At 65.0% G+C, this 24,638-nt stretch carries 24 protein-coding genes; 16 read left to right on the plus strand and 8 right to left on the minus strand.

Annotation, left to right across the window (positions count from 1 at the left end; translation table 11 throughout):
* Nucleotides 1–40: 40 nt before the first annotated feature.
* The 4 genes from WNB94_RS01975 to uraH form a co-directional block, all read right to left on the minus strand.
* Nucleotides 41–2,041, minus strand: coding sequence for a tetratricopeptide repeat protein (locus tag WNB94_RS01975; protein WP_341388037.1), 2,001 nt, complete (start codon nucleotides 2,039–2,041; stop codon nucleotides 41–43).
* A gap of 443 nt (nucleotides 2,042–2,484) precedes the next feature.
* The gene (locus WNB94_RS01980) at nucleotides 2,485–3,669 is read right to left on the minus strand and encodes a serine hydrolase domain-containing protein (RefSeq protein ID WP_341388038.1); all 1,185 of its coding nucleotides are present in this window, start codon (nucleotides 3,667–3,669) and stop codon (nucleotides 2,485–2,487) included.
* Nucleotides 3,670–3,743: 74 nt separating this feature from the next.
* The gene (locus tag WNB94_RS01985; RefSeq protein ID WP_341388040.1) at nucleotides 3,744–4,988 is read right to left on the minus strand and encodes a urate hydroxylase PuuD; all 1,245 of its coding nucleotides are present in this window, start codon (nucleotides 4,986–4,988) and stop codon (nucleotides 3,744–3,746) included.
* A 10-nt stretch (nucleotides 4,989–4,998) separates the two neighbouring features.
* The gene (uraH, locus tag WNB94_RS01990; protein WP_341388042.1) at nucleotides 4,999–5,421 is read right to left on the minus strand and encodes a hydroxyisourate hydrolase; all 423 of its coding nucleotides are present in this window, start codon (nucleotides 5,419–5,421) and stop codon (nucleotides 4,999–5,001) included.
* 253 nt (nucleotides 5,422–5,674) lie between these two features.
* On the opposite strand from uraH, the gene WNB94_RS01995 reads away from it, so the two are divergent.
* Genes WNB94_RS01995 through WNB94_RS02020 form a run of 6 tightly spaced genes read left to right on the plus strand, consistent with a single transcriptional unit; the run spans nucleotide 5,675 to nucleotide 12,237 of the window.
* Nucleotides 5,675–6,361 carry a GntR family transcriptional regulator gene (locus WNB94_RS01995; RefSeq protein WP_341389913.1) on the plus strand — a complete coding sequence of 229 codons (687 nt, stop codon included), beginning with the start codon at nucleotides 5,675–5,677 and terminating at the stop codon, nucleotides 6,359–6,361.
* Between the two features lie 11 nt (nucleotides 6,362–6,372).
* Entirely contained in the window at nucleotides 6,373–7,338 is a 966-nt protein-coding gene (gene puuE / locus WNB94_RS02000; protein ID WP_341388043.1) for an allantoinase PuuE, read from the plus strand.
* Between the two features lie 16 nt (nucleotides 7,339–7,354).
* Complete coding sequence (gene uraD, locus WNB94_RS02005) at nucleotides 7,355–9,133, plus strand: 2-oxo-4-hydroxy-4-carboxy-5-ureidoimidazoline decarboxylase (protein WP_341388045.1); 1,779 nt, start codon at nucleotides 7,355–7,357, stop codon at nucleotides 9,131–9,133.
* Nucleotides 9,130–10,392 (plus strand): M20 family metallopeptidase, encoded by a 1,263-nt coding sequence (locus tag WNB94_RS02010; RefSeq protein ID WP_341388046.1) that lies wholly within the window; start codon nucleotides 9,130–9,132, stop codon nucleotides 10,390–10,392. The genes uraD and WNB94_RS02010 overlap by 4 nt, the downstream gene beginning before the upstream one ends.
* Nucleotides 10,393–10,421: 29 nt before the next feature.
* Complete coding sequence (locus tag WNB94_RS02015) at nucleotides 10,422–11,279, plus strand: CHAD domain-containing protein (protein WP_341388047.1); 858 nt, start codon at nucleotides 10,422–10,424, stop codon at nucleotides 11,277–11,279.
* Nucleotides 11,280–11,319: 40 nt separating this feature from the next.
* Nucleotides 11,320–12,237: a pseudouridine synthase gene (locus WNB94_RS02020; protein ID WP_341388048.1), complete on the plus strand. Its 918-nt coding sequence runs from the start codon at nucleotides 11,320–11,322 to the stop codon at nucleotides 12,235–12,237.
* On the opposite strand, the gene WNB94_RS02025 is transcribed toward WNB94_RS02020, so the two are convergent.
* Together WNB94_RS02025 and asd are read right to left on the minus strand one after the other, a co-directional pair.
* Nucleotides 12,238–13,104, minus strand: a complete 867-nt coding sequence (locus tag WNB94_RS02025) for a c-type heme family protein (RefSeq protein ID WP_341388049.1) — start codon at nucleotides 13,102–13,104, stop codon at nucleotides 12,238–12,240.
* A 41-nt stretch (nucleotides 13,105–13,145) separates the two neighbouring features.
* A complete protein-coding gene (gene asd / locus WNB94_RS02030; protein WP_341388051.1) occupies nucleotides 13,146–13,991 on the minus strand; it encodes an archaetidylserine decarboxylase in 846 nt (281 codons plus the stop codon).
* Nucleotides 13,992–14,095: 104 nt separating this feature from the next.
* Here asd and WNB94_RS02035 point away from each other — a divergent pair, with 104 nt between their 5' ends.
* The 10 genes from WNB94_RS02035 to WNB94_RS02080 all read left to right on the plus strand — a co-directional run bounded on the left by WNB94_RS02035 (nucleotide 14,096) and on the right by WNB94_RS02080 (nucleotide 23,127).
* The gene (locus WNB94_RS02035) at nucleotides 14,096–15,148 is read left to right on the plus strand and encodes an ABC transporter substrate-binding protein (RefSeq protein WP_341388053.1); all 1,053 of its coding nucleotides are present in this window, start codon (nucleotides 14,096–14,098) and stop codon (nucleotides 15,146–15,148) included.
* A 67-nt stretch (nucleotides 15,149–15,215) separates the two neighbouring features.
* Nucleotides 15,216–16,043 carry an ABC transporter ATP-binding protein gene (locus WNB94_RS02040; protein WP_341388055.1) on the plus strand — a complete coding sequence of 276 codons (828 nt, stop codon included), beginning with the start codon at nucleotides 15,216–15,218 and terminating at the stop codon, nucleotides 16,041–16,043.
* Nucleotides 16,040–16,813, plus strand: a complete 774-nt coding sequence (locus WNB94_RS02045; RefSeq protein ID WP_341388056.1) for an ABC transporter permease — start codon at nucleotides 16,040–16,042, stop codon at nucleotides 16,811–16,813. The genes WNB94_RS02040 and WNB94_RS02045 overlap by 4 nt, the downstream gene beginning before the upstream one ends.
* A gap of 188 nt (nucleotides 16,814–17,001) precedes the next feature.
* Nucleotides 17,002–17,598, plus strand: coding sequence for an NAD(P)H-dependent oxidoreductase (locus WNB94_RS02050; protein ID WP_341388057.1), 597 nt, complete (start codon nucleotides 17,002–17,004; stop codon nucleotides 17,596–17,598).
* 34 nt (nucleotides 17,599–17,632) lie between these two features.
* Entirely contained in the window at nucleotides 17,633–18,649 is a 1,017-nt protein-coding gene (locus WNB94_RS02055) for an ABC transporter substrate-binding protein (RefSeq protein ID WP_341388058.1), read from the plus strand.
* On the plus strand, nucleotides 18,646–19,593 hold the full coding sequence (locus tag WNB94_RS02060) for an isopenicillin N synthase family dioxygenase (protein ID WP_341388060.1): 948 nt from the start codon (nucleotides 18,646–18,648) through the stop codon (nucleotides 19,591–19,593). Before WNB94_RS02055 ends, WNB94_RS02060 begins: the two co-directional genes overlap by 4 nt.
* Entirely contained in the window at nucleotides 19,568–20,398 is an 831-nt protein-coding gene (locus WNB94_RS02065; protein ID WP_341388062.1) for an ABC transporter ATP-binding protein, read from the plus strand. The genes WNB94_RS02060 and WNB94_RS02065 overlap by 26 nt, the downstream gene beginning before the upstream one ends.
* Nucleotides 20,395–21,204: an ABC transporter permease gene (locus WNB94_RS02070; RefSeq protein WP_341388064.1), complete on the plus strand. Its 810-nt coding sequence runs from the start codon at nucleotides 20,395–20,397 to the stop codon at nucleotides 21,202–21,204. Before WNB94_RS02065 ends, WNB94_RS02070 begins: the two co-directional genes overlap by 4 nt.
* Entirely contained in the window at nucleotides 21,201–22,583 is a 1,383-nt protein-coding gene (locus WNB94_RS02075; protein WP_341388065.1) for an amidohydrolase family protein, read from the plus strand. Before WNB94_RS02070 ends, WNB94_RS02075 begins: the two co-directional genes overlap by 4 nt.
* Before the next feature lie 34 nt (nucleotides 22,584–22,617).
* Nucleotides 22,618–23,127, plus strand: coding sequence for a nucleoside deaminase (locus WNB94_RS02080; RefSeq protein ID WP_341388066.1), 510 nt, complete (start codon nucleotides 22,618–22,620; stop codon nucleotides 23,125–23,127).
* On the opposite strand, the gene WNB94_RS02085 is transcribed toward WNB94_RS02080, so the two are convergent.
* Nucleotides 23,113–24,063, minus strand: a complete 951-nt coding sequence (locus WNB94_RS02085) for a prenyltransferase (RefSeq protein ID WP_341388067.1) — start codon at nucleotides 24,061–24,063, stop codon at nucleotides 23,113–23,115. The genes WNB94_RS02080 and WNB94_RS02085 overlap by 15 nt on opposite strands.
* Nucleotides 24,060–24,605, minus strand: coding sequence for a DUF1415 domain-containing protein (locus WNB94_RS02090; RefSeq protein WP_341388068.1), 546 nt, complete (start codon nucleotides 24,603–24,605; stop codon nucleotides 24,060–24,062). The genes WNB94_RS02085 and WNB94_RS02090 overlap by 4 nt, the downstream gene beginning before the upstream one ends.
* Nucleotides 24,606–24,638 lie beyond the last annotated feature (33 nt).

Genomic DNA, 24,638 nt, shown 5'->3' on the forward strand with positions numbered 1-24,638 from the left:
GGGGCAAGACCACACCCGACAGTGCCGCCTGAAACCGACATCAACCCGGAGGGGTTTTGTTCGACCCGACCAGCCGGTCCAGCCATGCTACGTAGGCAGGATGCGTATCATGCGGCAGAGACTGAACATGCGCCTGCAAATCATCTGACATGCCAAACGCTTTCCAAACAATTGGCGCTAATCGAGCCGCCGGACTTTGGACGGCTGATGCATCACGCAACAGCTGAAGACTACGTTCCTTGTACTCTGGGAGCACGTCGGATTGGTAGCCCACGGCCTTGCCCAGGCCAGAGATGTACATCACTTTGAGCACATCAACGCCCGGCCACTGCAGGGCCATGTTGAGTGGCCAGTCGAGCATGGCGCGCTCGCCCCACATCCTATCCTTGGGAACCATGTTGTTTGCAAGCAAGGTCAACATGAAGGCCTGCCCCAGTTCGGTCAGATACAAGCCGATGACTTCGGGTGTAGGCCGCAGATAGAACTCGTCAAAAGCTTGCTCGCGCGCCAGGCCCACCATCAACAGCAGACGCTCTTCCAGTGAAAGCACCAAGGCGCCAAGCTCTGACTGCTTCGCAGCGCCGCTTTCAGTGGCCTGTTTTGTGCGGGTACTGCAGTTCCACAGATGCAGAGAGACACGCCATTCGGCATCAGCACCCTCAGCAGTGCCACTGATCTCGCCGGTGACAAAGTACTTCATCTCGCTCGGCACGATGTCAAACAGAGGGTTACCGTCAACCGCTGCCCCAGACACAACAGGCCCACCACCCTCCACGATCTGGAAATAGCAGCTTGAGGTGTAGTCGCTCCAATAGTGCGCGGCCTCCGCCAAGTAGAGCGGAATAGCACGCGTCAAGCGCCCCACATCGTCTTCACGTTGCTCCTCTGCGGTTGATGCAGCGTCCACAATTTTGGACAACGCAAAGAAGCCAATGCCTGGTGCTGATTCATCTTTCTGGGCGAAAAACCAATCTGGATTGCTCAGACCGTATTGCCATATCGGCTGATTCAACGCAATCGTGTCTATCTTCAACTCAGCCTCATTGATGGGCGTGCCGTGCACCTCCCCTTTACGCATCTCTTGAAAGTGGTGCGTAAACTGGTCCAGGTGCTGCTTGAGGGGCGCCAAAGAAAGCCCATACATGCGCGCCAGCAAGGCCTCCCCCTCATCCAGCTTGCCGAGTTGCTGACATGCGCGCAACAAATTGAGTCCCGCCATGGGGTCGTGCTTGCGCTCATCGTAGGCGGGGGCAATGAGTTCCAGAATCAGCTGAATTTGACCGCTGTTACCCAGGTCGCCTGACATCATCATCAGCGCCCCACCGTCATACAGCCCGCTGGCCAGCACCTCCTGGTACAAGGCGCGGGCAGCACTGACGTCTTGCTCACCCAGGCAATGCCGGGCCAACCAGAGCTGAGCCCGCCAGCTGCCCGGCAGAGCCGCCGCTGTTCGCAGGGCCTGAAGATACCCAGCGTCACCGTCGCGCTCACGCTGCACGGACGCCCACCACAGCAAGCCGTTTTCCTGATTGGGATCGGCCTGCACCGCCTGCCAGAGAGTTTCATCAGCACGCAACTGATCCCCTCGCTCAGCGAAAACCTTGGCCAGATTGGTCAGCAAAGTCCCTGTCTCACCCACTTTCGCCATACCCGCGCGCAGCGTGGCCTCTGCCTTATCCAGATCATTGGACTTCATCAACACGATGCTCAGAACCGTGTGGCTGCGCTCTTCGTTGCCGTCAATCTCCAACAAGCGTTGCGCTGCAGGCAGCAGGTCGCTTCCGAAACCATCGTTCAGCCCCGAGACAATCAGGCTGTAGAGCTGGTCAGCGTTATTCCAGTTCTTTTCGAGGTTCGGCATGAAGACTTTGTCGCGCCAATCACTGCGTGTGATCTGCACCTCGCGTCCATACGCGTCAAAGACCGTGATCAGCTCTTCGCCACCCGACGAAGGGATTACCGCGGGAGGGGAACCATTGCCACCAGCGGCAGCGGGTTCCTGATTGCGACCAAAAAGAGCCTTGATGAATTGCTTGAACATGAGAGAGCGCTGGGGTGTGGTCGCAGTGGTCACAAATTATGACGACACGACACTCAATGAACCGCCCAAAATCGTTAACGGTTGTTCATGCCACATGGATGCAATCCAACACGGGCTTGTGGCTAAGCAAGTATGAATGTCTGATTAGCAGCGGGAGCGGTCGGTCCGAGTTGCGTGTCTAGCAAACGGTCCTTGCAGCCTCCCGGTTATCCAGGCTACAGCCGGATCGCCCCCAACGACCGGTCTAGCGCGCAGAGCAGTTGTTTGATGATGCTGCCTGTGCGGGTGACGTCCGGGTGAACGCTATCGCAACTACCATAGATGACGCGCCGATCAAGCTGCGACTGATCGACGTCAATCAATCGGCCTCTGCGATCCCGGGGCCGGTTCACAACGAGGTGTTTGGCAACGAGCTGGATGAAGCCGCTTGAGTAAAGATGGCTTTAATGGGGCGCGGACTTGTTCAAATGCGCCCCCAGCGCCCTGAATGCCGCAATCGCCTCTTCGTTGTGGGCGCCTTCTTCGTAGTCATCACTCAGGCGCACCACCACCAATTGCTGGCGGGGCGACACGTAAACCATCTGCCCATGGATGCCCAGGGCGGTGAAGTCGCCCTGCCCGCCTTCCAGCGGCCACCAGTGGTAGGCAAAGCCAAACAGCTCTTGGGTTTTGGCGGGGCGTGGCACGGCGGTGGATCGCCAGGCCAGGGGGTCGTCAAAGCCAGCTGAGCGGCCCATCCAGCCCTCGGGCAGCAAACGCTGCCCTTGCCACACGCCGTCTTGCATCACCCACTGGCCCCACAGCGCGTAGGTGTGCGGCGTGGCATACAGGCAGCACAGGGCCAGGCTCTGGCCGTCGCCATCCACCAGCAGCCGCCCTTCGTCGGGCACGCCCAGGGCCTGCCACACGTCGCGCTGCACCAGCGCCCGCACCGATTGGCCTGTGGCCGCCTCCAGCGCCATGCCCACGGCCTGCGACACGATGCTGGCGTATTCGTAGCGGCTGCCCGGCTGGTAAGCCTGATCCAGCTTGGGCGATGCCACCTGCTGGGCCAGTGATTCGCCCACCAGGCCACCACTGAGGCGGCGCAGGATGGTGGACTGAAACAGGCGCACGCGGTCCACGTCTTCCACGTAGCGCACGCCCGCTGTCATCAGCAAGGCCTGCCGAAAACTCACGCCCGCGAAGCCATTGGTGGCCAGGGTGGGCAGGTAGCGGTCCATGGGCTCGTCCAGCGAGCGGATGTCGCCGCGCATCACCGCCTGGCCCACCAGGGTGGACAGCACCTGCTTCATGACCGACCACGACTGGTGCCGGCTTTGTGGGCCGTAGGGCCAGCGGTGGTGTTCATAGACCACGTGGCCACGGTGCACCACCAGCAGGGCTTTGACACGGGCACGTTGCTGAAAGTCTTGCAGGCTCAGGCCGCGGTCTTGGGCCACGTAGCGCACGGCCGACACGTCCACCGGCGCCTGTGGCAGCACCACGCGCGCGCCATCGGCTGGCGACAACCGCGCCAGCGGCAAAAACCACTCGGGCTTGAACAGTTGCGGGGGCATGGCCGCCGCCACGCCCAGCCACGCACACAAAACCAGGGCCAGCAGCCCCTTCAGGTGAACCATTCGCATGAGCACCGGCCCTTCAGGCCTTTTGAAGCAGACAAACCACCACTGTAGCGGCTTGGCTCAGGTTCTGGGCAGGCTCACGGGTTGTTTCGCAACTCAAACCAGCGGCCCAGCACCGCGCGCTCTGCGTCGGTGATCTGGGTGGCGTTGTTCATGGGCATGGCCTTGAGCACCACCGCCTGCTGGTAGATCTGCTGCGCATGCTGCTCGATGAGCGGCAAGGTGTGCAGGGCCACGCCCTTTTGGGCCAGGGCCGCGTTGTGGCACATGGCACAACGCTGGGCCACGATGGCCTCCACCTGAGGCAGCAGGGACGCGGCGGTTTCTGGCGCGCTGATGGCACCCGAATCAGCCGTGGCCGCAGGGCGCATGACAGGCGCTGGCGCCAGCCAGATGGCCACGCCCAGCAACACGGCCACCGAGGCCACGGCCCAGCCCCAAGGGGCACGCTGGCCAGCCACCTCGGTTTTGTGGCGCGCCACAAAAAACTGCCGAATCAGCGCACCGGCCAGCATGATCAGCACCAGCACCAGCCAGTTGTGCGCGTGCCCATACGCCCAGCCGTAGTGGTTGCTCAACATGGCAAACAACACCGGCAGCGTGAAGTAGGTGTTGTGCACGCTGCGCTGCTTGCCGCGCAGGCCATGCACCGGGTCCACCGGCTCACCGGCCTTCATGGCGGCCACCACCTTGCGCTGCCCCGGAATGATCCAGAAGAACACGTTGGCGCTCATGGCCGTGGCCATCATCGCGCCCACCAGCAAAAAGGCCGCGCGGCCGGCAAACAACTGGCAGGCCAGCCAGGTGGCCGCCACCACCACCACGGCAATCAGCGCGCCCAAGAGGCCGTCACGCCCGGGCATGCGCCCCACGGTGCGGCACAACACGTCATAGATCAACCAAAAGCCCACCAGAAAACCCAGCGCCGCATGGATGGCGGCCACCGGCGGCCAGTCGTACACCGTCTTGTCGATGAGGAAGGTGCCGGCGTTGAACAGGTACAGCACCGTGAACAGGGCAAAGCCCGTCAGCCAGGTGGAATAGCTCTCCCAGTAAAACCAGTGCAGGTGCGCGGGCAGGCGCGGTGGCGCGCCCAGGTACTTCTGGGGGTTGTAAAAGCCCCCGCCGTGCACGGCCCACAACTCGCCGCCCACACCCTGCGCCTTCAGCTTGGGGTCTTCAGGCGGGGTGAGGGTGTTGTCCAGCCACACAAAGTAAAACGACGAGCCGATCCAGGCGATGGCCACGATCACGTGGGCCCAGCGCAGCAGCAGGTTCAGCCAGTCCAGGGCGTAATGCCCCCAGGGTGCCAGGTCGATCATGGGTGGGTACTCAACTGCCGCGGTAGGTGGAATAAGACCAGGGGCTCACCAGCAGCGGCACGTGGTAATGCGACGACGCATCGGCGATGCCAAAATCCAGCGGCACCTTGCCCAGAAAAGCAGGCTGCGGCAGGCTCACGCCCCTGGCCAGAAAATAAGCCTCGACGTCAAAGACCAAGCGGTAACAACCGGGCTTGAAATCATCGCCCGCCAGCAGGGGGCCATCCACCCGGCCATCGGCGTTGGTGATCACGCTGCGCAACAGCAGCCAGCGCCCGTCGGCGCATCCGTCGGGCGAGGCCTGGCGTACGTAGAGGGCCACCGCCATGCCGGCGGCGGGGGTGCCGTGCACGGTGTCCAGCACATGGGTGGTGAGCCGGCCCGAAGTGGGCGCGGAGGTGGCCGAAGAAGTGGGCTGAGATGGCGCTGTCATGGTGTGGGCTGGCACGGCTTGTGCCTGAGAGGTCTAGCAAATGGCGGGCCCGCGTCATGCCCACCTGAGGCGAATCGAGACGAACTGAGACGAAGATTGCTTGCGATCAGGCAATGAAACTGTATACACTTTAACCACGATGAGCGAGACACGCAAGACGCCCCCAGCCTTGCCAGAGGACACCGATGGGCCTCGGCGCAACACCACGCCCCGGCAACCGCGGCTGCGCAAGGCAGACCCCCTGGCGATCACCATGGACGGTGCAGACACCAGCGGCGACAACGAAGCCTCCAGCACCGAGCACATCGTCAATGCGGTCACGCGGGCCATTGTTGAGCACCGCCTGCTGCCTGGCGACAAGCTGGTCGAGCAAAAACTGGCCGATCGCTTTGGTGTGTCGCGCACGCTGGTGCGGCAAGCCTTGTTTCGCCTCAGCGAGCTCAAGCTGGTCAAGCTCGAGCCCGCCCGGGGGGCCTTCGTCTCGGCCCCCTCGGTGAAAGAAGCGCGCGAGGTGTTTGCCGTGCGCCGCATGGTCGAAGCCCAGATGCTGCGCGAGCTGATTGCCCGCGTGACGCCGGCCAATTTGCGCACCCTGCGCGCCCACATCAAGGCCGAACGCGAAGCGGTCAAGCGCATTGACGTGCCCACGCGCACCAAGCTGCTGTTTGACTTTCACGTGCGCATGGCCGAGGTCTTGGGCAACCAGGTGTTGATCGACCTCATGCAAGAGCTGGTGTCGCGGTGCTCGCTGATCACGCTGATGTACCAGTCGGCCGACGATGCGGAAGTGTCGAACGCCGAACACGTCGACATCCTGCAGGCCATTGAAGACCGCGATGCCGACCGTGCGGTGGCCGCCCTCAATGATCACCTGCTGGCGGTTGAACGCCAGTTGACCGAGAGACCTCGGGCACCGGGCTTGCCCTTTGTACCCAGTTGACAGTGCACACCATGGCCTCCATTCCGCTTGACTACCCCCGCGACCTGATCGGCTACGGCCCCGACGTGCCCCATGCGCAATGGCCATCGGGCGCGCGCATTGCCGTGCAGTTTGTGCTGAACTACGAAGAAGGCGGCGAAAACAGCGTGCTGCATGGCGATGCCGGCAGCGAGCAGTTCTTGAGCGAGCTGTTCAACCCGGCCAGCTACCCTGACCGGCACCTGAGCATGGAGACGATCTATGAATACGGATCGCGCGCCGGGGTGTGGCGCATCCTGCGCGAGTTCGAGCAGCGCGGCTGGCCGCTCACCATCTTTGGCGTGAGCATGGCGCTGGAGCGCCACCCCGAGCTGACGCGCGCTTTCGTCAAGCTGGGCCACGAGATCGCCTGCCATGGCTGGCGCTGGATTCATTACCAGAACATGGACGAAGCCACCGAGCGCGAGCACCTGCGCATCGGCATGGAAATCATCGAGCGCCTGACCGGCGAGCGGGCTCTGGGCTGGTACACCGGCCGCGACAGCCCCAACACCCGGCGCCTGGTGGTGGACCACGGCGGCTTCGAGTACGACAGCGACCACTACGGCGACGACCTGCCCTTCTGGACGGAAGTGCAGCGCACCGATGGGCAGACCGTGCCCCACCTGGTGGTGCCCTACACCCTGGACGTGAACGACATGCGATTTGCGCTGCCCCAGGGCTACTCGCAGGGGCACGACTTTTTCACCTACCTGCGCGACACCTTTGACCAGCTGTACGAAGAAGGCGACCCGCAGGGGCTGGACCGCCCCAAGATGATGAGCGTGGGCATGCACTGCCGCCTGCTGGGGCGCCCTGGCCGCTTCAAGGCCTTCCGCCAGTTTCTGGACCACGTGGCCGCGCACGAGCATGTGTGGGTATGCCGTCGCATCGACATCGCCCGGCACTGGAAGCAGGTGCACCCCTACAGCGGCCCCGTGGCCACCCCCACCGTTTGAGCAGGCCTGCGCCACCATGAGCACCCTCACCCTGCACCAACTCAACGCGGCCGACGAAGCGGGCTTTGTGGCCCTGCTGGATGGCGTGTATGAGCATTCGCCCTGGATTGCCCAGACCGCCTTTGCACAGCGGCCCTTTCGCAGCCTGCCCCACCTCAAACATGCCCTGGCGCAGGTGGTGCGCCAGGCCACGCTGGATCAGCAACTGGGCCTGATTCGCGCCCACCCCGAATTGGCAGGCAAAGCCGCCGTGGCCGGCGAGCTGACGGCCGAATCGACCAACGAGCAAAGCAAGGCCGGCCTGACGCACTGCACCGCCGACGAGTTTGCGCGGCTGCAGCAGCTGAATGCCGATTACAACGCGCGTTTTGGCTTTCCGTTCATCCTGGCCGTGCGCGGGCCGCGTGGCGAGGGCCTGAGCCGCCAGCAGATCATCGACACCTTTGCCCGCCGCCTGCAGCAGCCGGCCGAGATCGAGCGCGCCGAGTGCCTGCGCAACATCCACCGCATTGCCGAGATTCGCCTGAACGACAAGTTTGGCGTGACGCCCACCGAGGGCAACCTGGTGTGGGACTGGGCCGAAACCCTGGCACAGCACACCGAGGCCGACACGCCCGGCGTGCTCACCGTGACCTACGGCACGCAGGCGCACCAGGCCTGCGCGCGGTGGCTGCAAGACACCATGCTGGCCTGCGGATTCGACCAGGTTCACATCGATGCGGTGGGCAATGTGGTGGGCCTGTACCTGGGCACCGACCCCAGCGCGCCCAGGCTGTTGACGGGCTCGCACTACGACACGGTGCGCAACGGCGGCAAGTACGACGGGCGGCTGGGCATCCTGGTGCCCATGGCCTGCGTGCAACGCCTGCGCCAGCAAGGCCAGCGCCTGCCCTACACCCTGGAGGTGGTGGGCTTTGCCGAAGAAGAAGGCCAGCGCTACAAGGCCACCTTCCTGGGCTCGGGCGCGCTGGTGGGGCAGTTCGACCCCGCCTGGCTGGACCAGACCGACGCTCACGGCATCCGCTTGCAAGAGGCCATGACCGCCGCCGGACTGCCGGGTGATCTGGCCTCCATCCAGGCCTTGAAGCGAGACGCCACGCAGTACCGCGCCTTTGTCGAGGTGCACATCGAACAAGGCCCGGTGCTGGATGCGCTGGACCAGCCCCTGGGCGTGGTCAGCTCGATCAACGGCAGTGCCCGCTACACGGGCGAGTTCATCGGCCAGGCCAGCCACGCAGGCACCACGCCCATGGGCCAGCGCCTGGACGCCGCCGCCGCTGCCGCCGAGCTGGTGCTGGCGGTAGAACAACGCGCCGCGCAAGATGCGGCATCGCCCCATGGCCCCTCGGTGGGCACGGTGGGTGTGCTGCAGGTGCCGCAGGGCTCGGTGAACGTGGTGCCTGGGCGCTGCAGCTTCACGCTGGACTTGCGTGCGCCCACCAACGCGCAACGCGACGCGCTGGTGAACGATGTGCTGGCGCTGGCCCAAGGCATTGCCGAGCGGCGCGGCGTGGTGCTGAAACTGGAGCGCAGCCTGCTGGCCTCGGCCGCACCGTCGCACCCTGACTGGCAGGGCCGTTGGGCTCAGGCGGTTCAGGCCCTGGGCCTGCCCGTGTTCACGCTGCCCAGCGGAGCCGGCCACGACGCCATGAAGCTACACGAGGCCATGCCCCAGGCCATGCTGTTTGTGCGCGGCGGCAACCAGGGCATCAGCCACAACCCGCTGGAAACCATCACCAACGACGATGCGCAGTTGTGCGTCGACGCCTTCATGCACCTGCTGCAACAACCATGACTGCCTTGCCCACCGATTCGCTGTACGCCCAGCTGGACACCTGGATCGATGCCCACTTCGATGACGAAGTGCGCTACCTGCAGGCCCTGGTGCAGGTGCCCACCGACACGCCCCCTGGCAACAACGCACCCCACGCTGAACGCACGGCCGAGCTGCTGAGCCAGTGGGGCTATGTGGCCGAAAAGCACCCCGTGCCCGCCGCCGAGGTGCAGGCCTATGGGCTCCAAAGCCTGACCAACCTGATCGTGCGGCGGCGGTTTTCCGAGCAGGGCCGCACCGTGGCCCTCAACGCCCATGGCGATGTGGTGCCCCCGGGCGAAGGCTGGACGCACCCGCCCTATGGCGGCGAGGTGGTCGATGGCAAGCTGTATGGCCGGGCGGCGGCCGTGTCCAAAAGCGACTTTGCCACCTTCACCTTTGCGCTGCGGGCACTGGACGCGCTGGTGGCCCAGCAGGCCGTGACCCTGCAAGGCGGGGTGGAGCTTCACTTCACGTACGACGAAGAGTTTGGTGGCGAGCTGGGCCCCGGCTACCTGCTGCGCGAAGGGCTGACCCGCCCCGACCTGCTGATCGCGGCGGGCTTCAGCTACGAGGTGGTCACTGCGCACAACGGCTGCCTGCAGATGGAAGTGACGGTGCACGGCGAGATGGCCCATGCGGCCATTCCGCACACGGGCGTGGATGCCCTGCAAGGCGCCGTGAGCATCCTCAACGCGCTGTACCAGCAAAACACGCTGTACCAGCAGGTCACCTCACAGGTGCCCGGCATCACCCACCCCTACCTGAACGTGGGCCGCATCGAAGGCGGCACCAACACCAACGTCGTGCCCGGCAAGGTGGTCTTCAAGCTGGACCGCCGCATGATCCCTGAAGAAGACCCTGTGGCGGTGGAGGCCAGCATCCGCCAGGTGATTGCCGATGCGGCCGCCAGCTTCCCTGGCATCCGGGTTGAGATCAAGCGCCTGCTGCTGGCCCATTCGCTCAAGCCGCTGGCGGGCAACGCGCCTCTGGTGGACGCGCTGCAACGCCATGGCCAGGCCATCTTTGGCGAGCCCATCCCCACCAGCGGCACGCCGCTGTACACCGATGTGCGCTTGTATTGCGCCCAGGGCATCCCGGCCGTGATTTATGGCGCCGGGCCCCGCACCGTGCGCGAATCCAATGCCAAGCGCGCCGACGAACACCTGGTGCTGGACGACCTGCGCCGGGCCACCAAGGTGGTGGCGCGCACGCTGCTGGATTTGCTGTCATCGCCTTGACGCGATCTTGAGGCACGCTGGACGGCCTCATGGTTGCACATTCACATCACCGACAACGCCTGCGCAGCGACGCCGATCACGACCTGCGCACCTGGGTGAGCACCTGCCTTGAGCGCCTGGACCCGGCGCTGGCGCTGATTGCCTCAGGCTCCATGGACCCCGAGGCCGTGCATCAGGCCCGCGTGGCGCTGCGGCGGATCCGGGTGGCGTTCAGCCTCGTTGAAGGCTGCCCGCACACGGCGCCCATCCAGACGCAAGACCCGCTGGTGGCCCTGTTCAGAGGCCTTGGGACGCACCGCGACAACGACATGCAGCAAAGCCTGCTGAGCGGCATGCTGGGCCAGCGATGGTCTGACTGGGCCATGACGCAAATCGCGGCCACACCCAAGGCCCACCCCGCAGACCGCCAGACGCTGGTGCATGACACCCGCCACCGCATGGCCCTCAACGCCTTGAGGGCCTGGACGGCGCTGCCTCAGTCCCAGACCGCTCCAAGGGGCAAGCCATGGCGACAACACCTGCAAAAACGGCTGCAGCAGTGGCACCGGCGTGTGCAATCGGACGCGCTCGGCTTCGACCAGATGGAGGTTGAGGCCGTGCACCGCTTGCGCAAACGCCTGAAGCGACTGCGCTACGCGTTGAATTTTCTGTACCAGCAGCACGCCCGCCCCGACGTCAAGGCCTACCTGCGCCAGTTGGCGCCCCTGCAAGAGGCGCTGGGTGATTTCAACGACGCCCACACGGCCATGCACCACTGCGCGCGATGGCGCCCTTCGGCAGACCAGGCCACCTGCCTGGCATGGCTTGATTTTCAGCAGGCGCAGGCACGCGCCAGGGCCAAAACCCTGCTGGGCTGCCTGTACACCGACCTGCCCAGCCTTTGGTAGCCCTGCCCATGTCCGGGCCAGCATGGGACAATCCAGGGCGATGTTGCCCACCCGAAACGGCGTCAGCCCCAGTTGCGTTGCTTTGCCCAGTGGCCCATGGCCCCTGGTGATTGACTTTCTGGTCCAGCGCATCCCGGCGGTCAGCCGCGACGACTGGGCCGAACGCATGGCCGCTGGTGGCTTGGTGCAGGCCGACGGCACGCCGGTTGGGCCCGATGCGCCCTACATGCCCCAGACCAAGCTTTATTACTGGCGGCAACTGCCCAGCGAGCAGCCCATTCCTTTTGAAGAGCAGGTGGTGTTTCAGGATGAATGGCTGGTGGTGGCCGACAAACCCCACTTTTTACCGGTCACGCCCAAGGGGCGCTACCTGCACGAAACGCTGCTGGTGCGGCTGAAGAAAAAACTGGGCATCGACACCTTGGTGCCCATGCACCGCATCGATCGCGAAACCGCTGGCCTGGTGGTCTTCACGGTGCAAGCACACACGCGCCATGCCTATCAAAGCCTGCTGCGAGACCGCCTGGTCAACAAGGTGTACGAAGCCATTGCGCCCCACCGGCCCGGGCTGACTTGGCCCATGTGGCGACGCACGCGCCTGCAAGAAAGCCCCAGCTTCATGGCCATGCACGAGGTAGAGGGCGAACCCAACGCGCACACATGGATGTGCCTGCAAGAGACCGCAGGGGCATGGGGGCGCTACGAACTCAAGCCCCTGACCGGACAGAAACACCAGCTGCGGGCCCACATGAACGCCCTGGGGCTGCCGATCCATGGGGATCGGATTTACCCCGTTTTGCAGCCCGCAGAGCCCCTGAATGCCGCGCTTGATTTCAGCAAGCCCTTGAAGCTGCTGGCACGCGAGTTGAGCTTCACCGACCCGATCACCGGGGCAGCACGGCGGTTTTGCAGCCGGCGCCATCTGGACTGGCCAGACGACGCACCGCCCGACGCCTGATCAGCCGGCCCGACCCGAGCGCAGGGCAGACCACACGCCCAGGGCCCCGAGCACCAGCAAACCAACACCTGCGCCTGCGGCCAGCAACAGCCAACCCCAGGCTTGCTGAGGCAGCGTTTCGCTGAGCACGGCCTGGGGGCCCGGCATGGGCAACCTCACGCTGATCAGGCCCACAGGCTCACCCACCTTGTAGCCAAAACCACCACCGCCATTGAACTGCTGGTTGGTGCGCAAGAACTCGGGCGCCTTGTCGGCACTGTCGTGGCAGGCCATGCAGCTTTTCTGACCAATCACCGCACGCGCATACAGCATGCGGTTGCCATCCACGCGCCAGTACTCCAGGGCTTTGTTGGCGGCACCATCGGTTTTGCTCTGGGCCTGGATGGCGTCCAGTGCCTCGATCTCGAAAGGGGTGGGGGCGTTGTTCGGGTTCAGCACGGTGCGTGCGGTGAGCCGGTACTGCGCCCGATTGCCGCCGGCCAGCAGCACATCGGCCACCTCGCGCTGGATCAGGGCGGGGTTCTTCCAGTGGTACACCTCCAGCCGGGCCAGCGCCTCAAGCTCTGCCGCGCGCTGCCCGGTGGCGTTGCCCTGCAAGACCGCGCTGTCGCTGGCTTCACCGGCATACACCGACCGCGTCAGGAAAGAGCCTGGAATGGCAGCACCAGCCCCCACGGTGCGCGCATGCACCCCGCCATACTGAGACGCCCAGCGACCCACGGTGTCGGCCATGTCGGCCACCGTGCGGCTCTCGCTGACCGTGTGCGCCACGACGGCCGACTCCAGCAGCGACTTGCCGCCCAGGACGGCTGCGCCCCCCATTGCCATGGTCAATACCACCACCGACCACGCCCATACTTGCTTCACTGCCTGACCTCTTCAACGACTGCGATTCACACCATGTGAAATCACGCGGATCTTGCCATGGGCTCGCCCAGACGAACCGGCGAAGACTCCCCCCATTCAGGGTTAAATTGCAGACGTTGTTGAGGCCATAACAACACCACGGTCGAGCCCAGCAGGAAACGGCCCATTTCATCGCCCTGTCGCAGGGTGATGGTCTGGTCGTCATAACGCCACTCGCGCACCGTGCCGGGGCGAGGCGGGTTGACCACACCATGCCATACCGTGGCCATGCTGCCCACGATCGTGGCGCCCACCAGGGTCAGCACCATCGGTCCGTGTGCCGTGTCGAACACGCACACGACACGCTCATTGCGGGCGAACAGCCCCGGCACGCCGCGCGCGGTGGCGGGGTTCACGGAAAACAGATCGCCCGGCACGTGGATCATGCGGCGCAAACGCCCATCACAGGGCATGTGGATGCGGTGGTAGTCCTTGGGGCTGAGGTAGATGGTGGCGAAATGCCCCCCCTCGAACTGGCGCGCCAAGGCGGCATCACCACCCACCAGGGCCGTGGTGCTGTAGTGGTGGCCCTTGGCCTGAAAGATCTGGTCTTTCTGAATGGGGCCACAGGCACTGACGGCGCCATCCACCGGGCACACCCAGTCCGCATCCGACAAGGGGCGTGCACCGGCCTTGAGCGGACGCGTGAAAAACTCGTTGAAGGTGGGGTACACGGCCGGGTCAGGGTTGGCCGCCTCGGCCATGTTGACCTGGTACTTGCCAATGAACCAGCGGATGAAGGCCGTCGTCAAGACGCCGCCACGGGCGGAGGCACCCCACCCTGCCAGCGAGGTCAGCGCCTGCTTGGGCAGCACGTATTGAAGCCAGACAAACAATCGATCGGACACAGCGGCCCCCGTCAAACACGAAAGGCCCGAATTGTAGGTGGCGCTGGCACGCTTCTCGCAAATGGAACTGTATACAGTTTCAACAGCCGATGGAGCCCACTCACATGCCTTCGATCCTGCGCGCACGCCGTTCAATTCTGACCAGCCTCATCGCCTCATCCGCACTCATTTGGGGCGCAACACTCCCCACTGCGGTGCACGCCGAAACCTCGATCAAGTTCCAGCTGGACTGGCGCTTTGAAGGCCCGTCCGCGCTGTTTCTGCACCCCGAGGCCAAAGGCTACTTCAAGCAGGCTGGCCTGGACGTGAGCATCGACGCCGGCAGCGGCTCGGGCGGCACCATCACCCGGGTGGCCTCGGGCACCTACGACATGGGCTTTGCCGACATGGCCGCGCTGATGGAGTTTCACGCCAACAACCCCGACGCCCCCAACAAGCCGGTGGCCGTGATGATGGTCTACAACAACACCCCGGCCGCCGCCTTTGCCCTGAAGAAGTCGGGCATCAAGACCCCGGCCGATCTGGTGGGCAAGAAGCTGGGCGCACCCGTGTTCGATTCGGGCCGCAAGTCGTGGCCCATCTTTGCCAAGGCCAACAAGCTGGGGGCCGTGACCTGGACCAGCATGGACCCGCCCCTGCGCGAAACCATGCTGGTGCGCGGCGATGTGGACGCGATCACCGGGTTCTCGTTCACCTCCATCCTGAACCTGGAAGCCCGTGGCGCCAAACCGGATGAGATCGTGATGTTTCCCTATGCCCAGTACGGCGTGAAGCTGTACGGCAACGCCATCATCGCCTCGCCCAAGATGATCAAGGAAAATCCAGAGGCCATCAAAGCCTTCCTGAAGGCCTTTGCCAAGGGGGCGAAAGAGGTCATCGCCGCACCCGAGGTGGCCATCGCCTCGGTCAAGGCGCGCGACGGCATCATCAATGTGCCGCTGGAAACCCGCCGCCTGAAGATGGCCATCGACCAGGTGGTCAACAGCCCGGATGCGCGCGCTGAAGGCTTCGGCCAGGTGAAGGCGCCGCGCCTGGCGCTGATGGCCTCTCAGGTGGGTGACGCCTTCAACACCAAGACCCGCGTGAACCCGGATGCCGTGTGGAACCCCGGCTTCCTACCCACGGCGGCCGAGTTGAACGTGTTGCCACGCAAGTGACACCCATGCGCCTGAATGCCTCTGCGCCCGACTTCATGCATCACGACTTCCAGCAGGACACCCGGTCATGAGCGCCTTTGTTGATTTCAAGAACGTCTGGCTGGCCTACAACGAAGAGTTGTTGGCCAAGGGCCAGTTCGCGGTGGAAGACATTTCACTGCAAATCCGCGAAGGCGAGTTCGTGGCCATCGTGGGCCCTTCGGGCTGTGGCAAGTCCACCTTCATGAAGCTCACGACGGGGCTGCGCATGCCATCAAAAGGCAGCGTCACCATCGGCGGCGAGTCCGTCACCGGGCCGCTGAAGATCACCGGCATGGCGTTTCAGGCGCCGTCCTTGCTGCCTTGGCGCACCACGGTGGACAACGTGCTGTTGCCGCTGGAGATCGTGGAGCCTTACCGCTCCACGTTCAAGGCCAAGCGCAAGCAGTACGAAGAAAAAGCGCGGGCACTGCTGCAAAGCGTGGGCCTGGGCGGCTATGAAGACAAATTCCCCTGGCAGCTGTCAGGCGGCATGCAGCAGCGCGCCAGCATCTGCCGGGCACTCATCCACGAGCCCAAAATGCTCTTGCTGGACGAGCCCTTTGGTGCGCTGGACGCCTTCACCCGCGAAGAGCTCTGGTGCGCGCTGCGCGACCTGCAGGCACAACAGAAGTTCAACGTCATTTTGGTCACACACGACTTGCGCGAGGCGGTCTTTCTGGCCGATACCGTGTACGTGATGAGCAAGAGCCCGGGCCGCATCCTGGCCAAGCGGGACATCGAGCTGCCCAGGCCCCGTGACCTGGAAGTGACCTACAGCGCGCACTTCACCGACATCGTGCACGAGCTGCGTGCGCACATTGGTGCCATGCGCAAACCCACCACCATCGTCGCCTCTGCGGACACCGCCCAATGAAGCTCTCTGATAAAAAGCTGGAAACCATCGCGCCCTGGGGCCTGCTGGTGCTGATCATCTTGCTGTGGCAGTTGATCTGCAGCGCGCTGGATGTGTCTGAATTCATCTTTCCCAGCCCCTGGCGCATTGCCGAACAACTGGTGGAGTTTCACACCGAAATCTTCAAGCACGCCTGGCGCACGCTGTGGGTGACGATGGTGGGCTTTGGCATCGCCATCGTGGTGGGGGTGATGCTGGGCTTCCTGATCGGCAGCTCGCGCCTGGCCTACGCCGCCATCTACCCGCTGATGACCGCCTTCAATGCCTTGCCCAAGGCCGCGTTCATCCCCATCCTGGTGGTGTGGTTCGGCATCGGCGTGGGCCCGGCGGTGCTCACGGCCTTCCTAATCAGCTTCTTCCCGATCATGGTCAACATCGCCACCGGCCTGGCCACACTCGAGCCCGAGCTGGAAGACGTGCTGCGGGTGCTGGGTGCCCGCCGATGGGACGTGCTGATCAAGGTGGGCCTGCCCCGCTCCATGCCCTACTTCTATGGCTCGCTGAAGGTGGCCATCACCCTGGCGTTTGTGGGCACCACCGTGTCCGAGATGACCGCCGCCAACGAAGGCATTGGCTACCTGCTGATCAGTGCCGGCTCGGCCATGCAGATGGGCCTGGCCTTCGGCGGCCTGGTGGTGGTAGGCGCCATGGCCATGGTCATGTACGAGCTGTTTTCTTACATTGAAGGCCACACCACCGCCTGGGCGCATCGAGGCAGCCAGAACCACTGACACCTGATTCAACGTTTGACGCAAGAGTAGAAGCGTTCACCTGGGCTGCCGTTGGGTGGTCATGGCGGGAAATTGCTCTTGAGACCGATGTGTTCCCTGCGGCGCACACCTTGCTCAAGCCATGCCATGACCTGCTTCAACCATGAACCCGCCCCTGCCGAAGGGGTGATCGCCAGCAGAGGCCTCTCATGAGGTGCCTGCTGCTCACCTGCCACCCCTTGCCCGACAGCTATGGTGCGGCCCTGACGCGCACGGCCTTGCAAGGCCTGGCCGCCGGCGGGCACGAGGTGCGCCATCTTGACCTGTATGCCATGGGCTTCGACCCCGTGCTGAGCCTGGCCGAGCGCCGAAGCTACCTGAGCAACACCCAGCACAACATCGACGGCCTGCAAGCGCACGTGGACGCCCTGCGCTGGGCCGAGGCCCTGGTGTGCATCTACCCCACCTGGATGTACGGCCCCCCGGCCATGCTCAAGGGTTGGCTGGACCGGGTGATGCTGCCCGGCGTGGCGTTTGAGCTCAGCGGTCATCCGCTCATTCCCATCCGCGGCGCACTGCAGAACATCCACCGCTTCGTGGGGGTGACCACCTCGGGTGCGCCCTGGTGGTGGCTGCGGGTGGTGGGCGACCCGGGCCGCAGTCTGTTCATGAAGGGCTTGCGCCCGCTGTTTGCGCGCCGGTGCCGAGCGCGGTGGCTGCAACTGCATTCGATGAACTACCAGTCGGATGAGGCTCGCCAGCGCTTTCTGGCTCGGGTACAACAGCAGTTGACCCGCCTGGACTGAATCAGGTGATCGTGCCCCCACACCGGAGGATCTGATGACGGCTTTCACCCTGCACCAACACCTTCACCGACGTTTGAGCATCACCGTGGCCGCGAGCCTGCTAGGTCTGCTGAGCGGGCCCGTGCAGGCCCAGGCCCTGGAAAAGTTCACCTACCTGACCAACTGGTATGCCCAGGCCGAGCACGGTGGCTTCTATCAGGCCCAGGCCACGGGCCTGTACCGGCAAGCCGGGCTGGAGGTGAGCCTCCGCATGGGCGGGCCGCAGGTCAACCTGATGCAACTCATGCTGGCCGGTCAGGCCGATTGCATCATGGGCTACGACGTGCAAACCATGAAGGCCTGGGAGCAAGGCATCCCGGCCGTGACGGTGGCCGCCGCCTTCCAGAAAGACCCGGCCGTCATCATTGCCCGCCCTGACGTCAAGCGCTTTGAAGACCTCAAGCGCAAGACCATCCTGGTGGGCAGCGCAGGCATGGTCACCTACTGGCCCTGGCTGAAAGACCGCTACGGCTTCACCGATGCGCAGATGCGGCCCTACACCTTCAACATCCAGCCCTTCCTGGCCGACAAGAACGTGGCTCAGCAAGGCTACCTCTCGTCCGAGCCCTATGCCATCGAGCAGGAAAGCGGCATCAAGCCCACCGTGCTGCTGATGGCCGATCACGGCTGGCCGCCCTACGCCACCACCATCGTCTGCACCCAGCAGACGATCGAGCGTCGGCCCCAGGCCGTGGCCGCCTTTGTGAAGGCCTCCATGCAGGGCTGGAAGAGCTACCTGAGCGGCAACCCGGCACCGGCCAATGCGCTGATCAAAAAAGACAACCCCAACATGACGGATGACAAGATCGCCCATGCCATCCAGAAGATGAAGGACGTGGGCCTGGTGACAGGTGGTGATGCCGCGAGCCAGGGCATCGGCATCATCACCGATGACCGCATGAAGCAGACCTTCGACATGCTGGTCAAGCACGAGCTGATCGACCCGAAGAAGGTGGATGTGCGCAAGACCTACACCACGCGGTTCGTCAGCGGCCTGAAGGTCATGCCATGAGCACGCCACGCCAATTGCCCGTGATCGACCTGTCGGTGTCTGAGGGCCTGCCGCAGATGATCGACGAGGCCTGCCGCACCCATGGCTTTTTTTATGTGGTGGGCCATGGCGTGCCGTCGGCCTTGCGGTCTGCGGCCTTCGATGCGGCCCAGCGCTTCTTCGCGCTGGACGAGGCCACCAAAGCCCGTTGGCACATCGAGCGCAGTGGCATCCACCGGGGGTTCGATCCCATCGGCTGGCAGGCGCTGGAGCCCGGCCAACCCGCCGACCTGAAAGAGAGCTTTTACCTGGGGGTGGACCGCCAGGCCGATGACCCGCTGGTGCGGGCCGGCACGCCCAACCATGGCCCCAATCAATGGCCCGACGAAGCCCTGGTGCCCGGGTTCAGGGCCACGGTGGAGGCCTATCAACAGGCGATGGCCGGCTTGTCGGCCCGGCTGTTGGGCTTGATGGCCGAAGGGCTGGGTCTGCCACGCACGTACTTTGAGTCGTTCCTGAACGACCCCATGCCCGTGTTGCGCCTGCTGCATTACCCGCCCCAGCCCCCCGCCGAGGCGGTGCAGCCCGGCCAGATCGGCTGTGGTGCCCACACCGATTGGGGCACGGTCACCCTGCTGGCCCAGGACGAGGCCGGTGGCCTGCAAGTGCAAGCCGCCGATGGCCACTGGTTTGACGCCCCGCCCCTGCCCGACAGCCATGTGGTCAACCTGGGCGACATGATGGCCCGCTGGACCAACGACCGCTACCGCTCGACGCCACACCGGGTGCTCAACCCGCATGGGCGCGAACGCTACTCGCTGGCGTACTTCTTCGACATCCATTACCACGCCGTCGTCAGCGCCCTGCCCGGCTGCTTTGACGATGCCAATCCACCCCGCTACCCGCCGGTGACGGCGGGACAGCACATCATCGAGATGTATGAACGAACCCGTGCCAGCCATTGAAGTCCTGTCGGCCGAACAGGTCTATCCCAACGGTACCCGCGCCCTGCTGCCGGTCAACCTCAGCATCCAGCCCGGCGAGTTCGTGACCCTGCTGGGCCCCTCGGGCTGCGGCAAGAGCACGCTGCTCAAGATGATTGCGGGGCTGCTGGAGCCCAGCGATGGGCGACTGCTGTTGTCGCGCAAGCCGGTGCACGCGCCCGATGCCGACCACGGCCTGTCGTTCGTGTTCCAGGAGGCCACGCTCATGCCCTGGGCCACGGTGCAGTCCAATGTGCGCTTGCCGCTGGACCTGGCCGGGGTGCCCCGCGCCGAAGCCGACGCCCGCGTCCAAGAAGCCTTGGCCCTGGTGGGCCTGGACAAGTTTGGCCAGAGCCTGCCGCGCGAGCTGTCAGGCGGCATGCAGATGCGCGTGTCCATCGCCAGGGGTTTGGTGACCCGCCCCAAACTCTTGCTGATGGACGAGCCCTTTGGCGCGCTGGACGAGATCACCCGCAACAAGCTGGACGCCGACCTGCTGGAACTGTGGAAGCGGCAAGGCCTGACCGTCGTGTTCGTGACCCACAGCATCACCGAAGCCGCCTTCCTGTCTTCGCGGGTGATCGTGATGGCCGCACGCCCGGGGCGCGTGGTGGACGACATCGCGGTGTCATCGCCCTACCCGCGTGACGACCTGTACCGCACCACGCCCGAGTTCAACGCCCTGGTGCGCCGGCTGCACGAGGCCCTGACCAGCGCCAGCCAGCAAGGGCAGCCCAGCCACGACCTCACCTCGACCGCTCAACCCACCCCGAAGGCCGCCGCATGAGCACCCCGCAACAACGTCGACAAGCGCGCACCGAGCGAGCGCGTCAATGGTTTCTGCCGCTGCTGGTCACCACCGTGCTGCTGGGCCTGTGGCAGGCCTGGACGGTGATCCAGCAAGTACCCACGTACCTGGTGCCCTCGCCCTGGGCCATCGCGCAAACGCTGGTGGAAGACTGGGCCTTGCTGATCGGCTCGCTGTGGGTCACGGTCAAAATCACCGTGCTGTCGTTCATCGCGGCCACGGTGATCGGCGCCCTGATCGCCTTCGCCTTCGTGCAAAGCCGCTGGATCGAGGCGGCGTTCTTCCCGTATGCCGTGCTGCTGCAGGTCACACCCATCGTGGCCATCGCACCGCTGATCATCATCTGGGTGAAAGACCCCACCCTGTCGCTGGTGGTGTGTGCCACCCTGGTGGCGCTGTTTCCCATCATCAGCAACACCACGGTGGGCCTGCGCAGCGTCAACCCCGGGCTGGCCGCGTACTTTCAGCTGCAGCGCGCCACGCGCTGGCAAACGCTGGTGCGCCTGCGCATCCCTTCGGCCCTGCCTTACTTCTTTGCGGGCCTGCGCATCTCGGGCGGCCTGGCCCTGATCGGCGCCGTGGTGGCCGAGTTCGTCGCGGGCACCGGCGGCACGGGCACGGGCCTGGCCTACCAGATCCTGCAGGCAGGCTACCAACTCAACATTCCCCGGCTGTTTGCCGCACTGGTGCTGATCTCGGTGACGGGTGTGGCCGTGTTTGCCTTCCTGTCGGCCCTATCACGCTGGGCCCTGAGCGGCTGGCACGAAAGCGAGATGAACCCATGAGTACCTCCTTGCTGATCAAGAACGCCCGCACCATCCTCACCGGCCTGCCCGGTGAGCAAGCCCGCATCGACCCCGCCCAAGGGCAAGACCTGCGCGTGCAAGGCCCGCTGATCCACGAGATCGGCACGCTCACACCGCGCGACGGCGAGCGTGTCATCGACGCCAGCGACTGCGTGCTCATGCCCGGCTGGGTCAACACCCACCACCACCTGTTCCAGAGCCTGCTCAAGGGCATCCCGGCCGGCATCGACGCCGGGCTGATGGCCTGGTTGTCGGCCGTGCCCGTGGCCTACCGCCGCCACTTCGACCACGAAGCCGTGTTGCGGCTGGCGGCCCGCCTGGGCATGGTCGAATTGCTGCTGTCAGGCTGCACCACGGTGGCCGACCACCAATACCACTACTACCCGGGCATGCCGTTTGACGCGTCGGCGGCCGTGTTTGACGAAGCAGCCGCCTTGGGCCTGCGCTTTGTGCTGTGCCGGGGTGGCCAGACCATCACCCGCGCCATCGACGTGAACCCACCACCCCAGGTGCGCCCCGAAACGCTGGACCAGTTCATGGCCGCCATCGAGCGCGATGTGCGGCGCTGGCATGACCCCTCGCCCACCAGCATGCGCCGGGTCGTCAGCGCCCCCACCACGCCCACCTGGTCGGTGGAGGTGGGCCACCTGCGCCCCATCGCCGAGCACGCGCGCAGCCTGGGCATCCGCCTGCACAGCCACCTGAGCGAAACGGCCGACTACGTGCACTACTGCCGCGAGGTGCATGGCTGCAGCCCGGTTGATTTTGTGGGCGAGCATGGCTGGCTGGGCGAGGACGTCTGGTATGCCCACCTGGTGCACCTGAGCCCGGCCGAGATCGACACCCTGGTGCGTACGGGCACGGGCATGTCGCATTGCCCGCAAAGCAACGGGCGCCTGGGCTCGGGCGTGGCGCCTGCGCCGGCGATGATGCGCGCCGGGGGCGCCGTGTCATTGGCGGTGGACGGTGCCGCCTCGAACGAAGCCGCCGACATGGCCCACGAGGCCCACATGGCCTGGTTGGTGCACCGCGCTGTTGGCGGGGCCTCGGCGCTCACCACCGACGAGGTGGTGCACATGGGCACGGCCGGTGGCGCCCGCGTGCTGGGCCTGCCGGGCGTGGGCACCGTGCAGGTGGGCCAGGCCGCCGACCTGGTGCTGGTGCCGCTGAACGAAGCCCGCCACTGGGGCCTGCACGACCCGGGCGTGGCACCCGTGGCCAGCGGCGCTTACCGCGCGCGCACCGTGTTGTGCCACGGCCGTGTGGTGGTGGACGACGGCCAGATTCCGGGCCTGGACATGGCCCAGTTGCAGGCCGATGCCGCAGCGGCAGTGCGTGTGATGATGGCCTCGCGTTGATGCCGGTGGCCCAACGACGCTTCAGGAGTTGACGATGAGCTTTGCCCCCCACACCCCTTTGTCGCAAGACCAGATCATCGCCCTGCTGCGCCGCGCCAACGAAGTGGCTCAGCGCGCCCGCACCCTGGGCCGCCACCCGTTTGGCGCGCTGCTGGTGGCCCCCGACGGCCACACGGTGCTGGCCGAACAAGGCAATGTGGACACGGTCAACCACGCCGAATCGGTGCTGGCCCGCACGGCGGTGCTCAACTATCCGCCCGATTACCTCTGGCAGTGCACGCTGGTGACAACCGCCGAGCCCTGCGCCATGTGCGCGGGCACCCAGTACTGGGCCCACATCGGCCGCGTGGTGTATGGCATCACCGAAGAACGCTTGCTGAGCCTGACAGGCGACCACGCCGAGAACCCGACCATGAACCTGCCCTGCCGCGAGGTGTTTGCGCGCGGACAAAAACCCGTCGAGGTCATCGGCCCGGTGCCCGAGGTGGAAGACGAGATCGTGGCCCTGCACCGCGACATGTGGTCTGGCTCAGGACACCCCTGAACCCACGGCCATCAAGCCGGGCACCAGCACGCATTGCGCCACGTTCAGGGCCATGGCGGGCTGCAGGGCACCGAGATCGTCGCGGGCCTGCCAGGCCCGCTGCAGCACCCACATCGACAGGGGCAAAGCCAGCACGGCCAGGGCCACACCAGGCGGCCACCAACCTTGCCAGGCGCCCACGCCCAGCCACAGCCAGGCGGCCATCTGCTGCACGCCCATCACCACCACCGCGGGCCCACGCCCGATCACCATGGGCAGCGTGCGCCGCCCCACACGGCGATCCGCATCCACATCCGGAAACTGATTGAGCAACAAGAGGTTGTTGACCAAGGCAAACGGCAAGACCGACAAGGCCAGGCCCTGCCACGACCACTGTCCAGTCAGCACCACCTCCGTGCCCAGCAGCATCAAGGGCCCGAACCCCAAGCCCGGCGCAACCAGGCACCACCACGGGTGACGGGTGATCCAGGGGGTGTACGCCACCACCAGCAACAGGCCCAACCCACCCAGCGCCATCAGGGGGCCGTGGGCCGCAGGGCGCCACCACCACAGGCCCAGCCCGATCGCTGCGGTCAGCACCACGCAAGTCCAGCCCAGTGTGGCTGCCGTCTTCACTTTGTCGGGATGCGACAACAAGGCCCCGCTGCCGCCGCTGAATGGCGTGCGCCAGGTGTGCTGGTCAAGCCCGCTGCGAAAATCGTGCACCTCGTTGAGCACGTTCACCCCGGCGTGTGCCAGCAAGGCACCCAGCACGCACAGCAAAGCAGGCACCGCCGCCAGAGACTGCCCCTCCATGCGCAGCCACCATGCGCTCCAGGCCACAGCCAGCGCCATGCAACTGATGGTGAGCAGCAAAAAGGGCGGGCGCAACACGCCCCACCAGGGCACCGCCACCACCGGGCGGCCCATGCCCATGCCTGTCCTGCCAGAGGTCATTCTTTCCACAGGGCCTGCCAGCCCTCGTCACCCAGGCGGCGCATCGTTTCCTTGTTGGTCTCGAAGATATCGGCCGCATCTGGAATGGCGTCGATCGCCTGTTCCAGGCTGGCTTCGCGCAGCAGGTGCAGGGTCGGATACGGTGAGCGGTTGGTGTAGTGGGTGATGTCGCCCGGCTCCTCATCCCCAAACTCATAGTCGGGATGGAAGCTGGCCACCTGGATCACGCCCTCCAGGTCCAGCTCGTCGATGGCCGCGTCCACGACATCCAGGAAATCATTGAAATCCAGAAAATCATTCAGGACGTCCGGGTGCACCAGCAACGTCGTCTCGATCTCTTGCGGGTCGGCGTCACGCAGGCGAATCAACTCCTGCACCAGGTCCTCCAGCAAGGCTTCGGCGCTGGTGGCCTGCGAGACGTGATATCGGATCTGGTTCTTCACATGCACCGCCTTGGCAAAGGGGCACAAATTCAGGCCGATGACGGCCTGGGTCAACCAGCGCTGGGTGTCTTGAACGATGGAGTCGTGATCAGGGTGCATGGCCTCATTGTGCTTGAACTCATGCCCCCCATC

The sequence above is a fragment of the Aquabacterium sp. A3 genome, from assembly GCF_038069945.1.
GTDB lineage: Bacteria > Pseudomonadota > Gammaproteobacteria > Burkholderiales > Burkholderiaceae_C > Aquabacterium.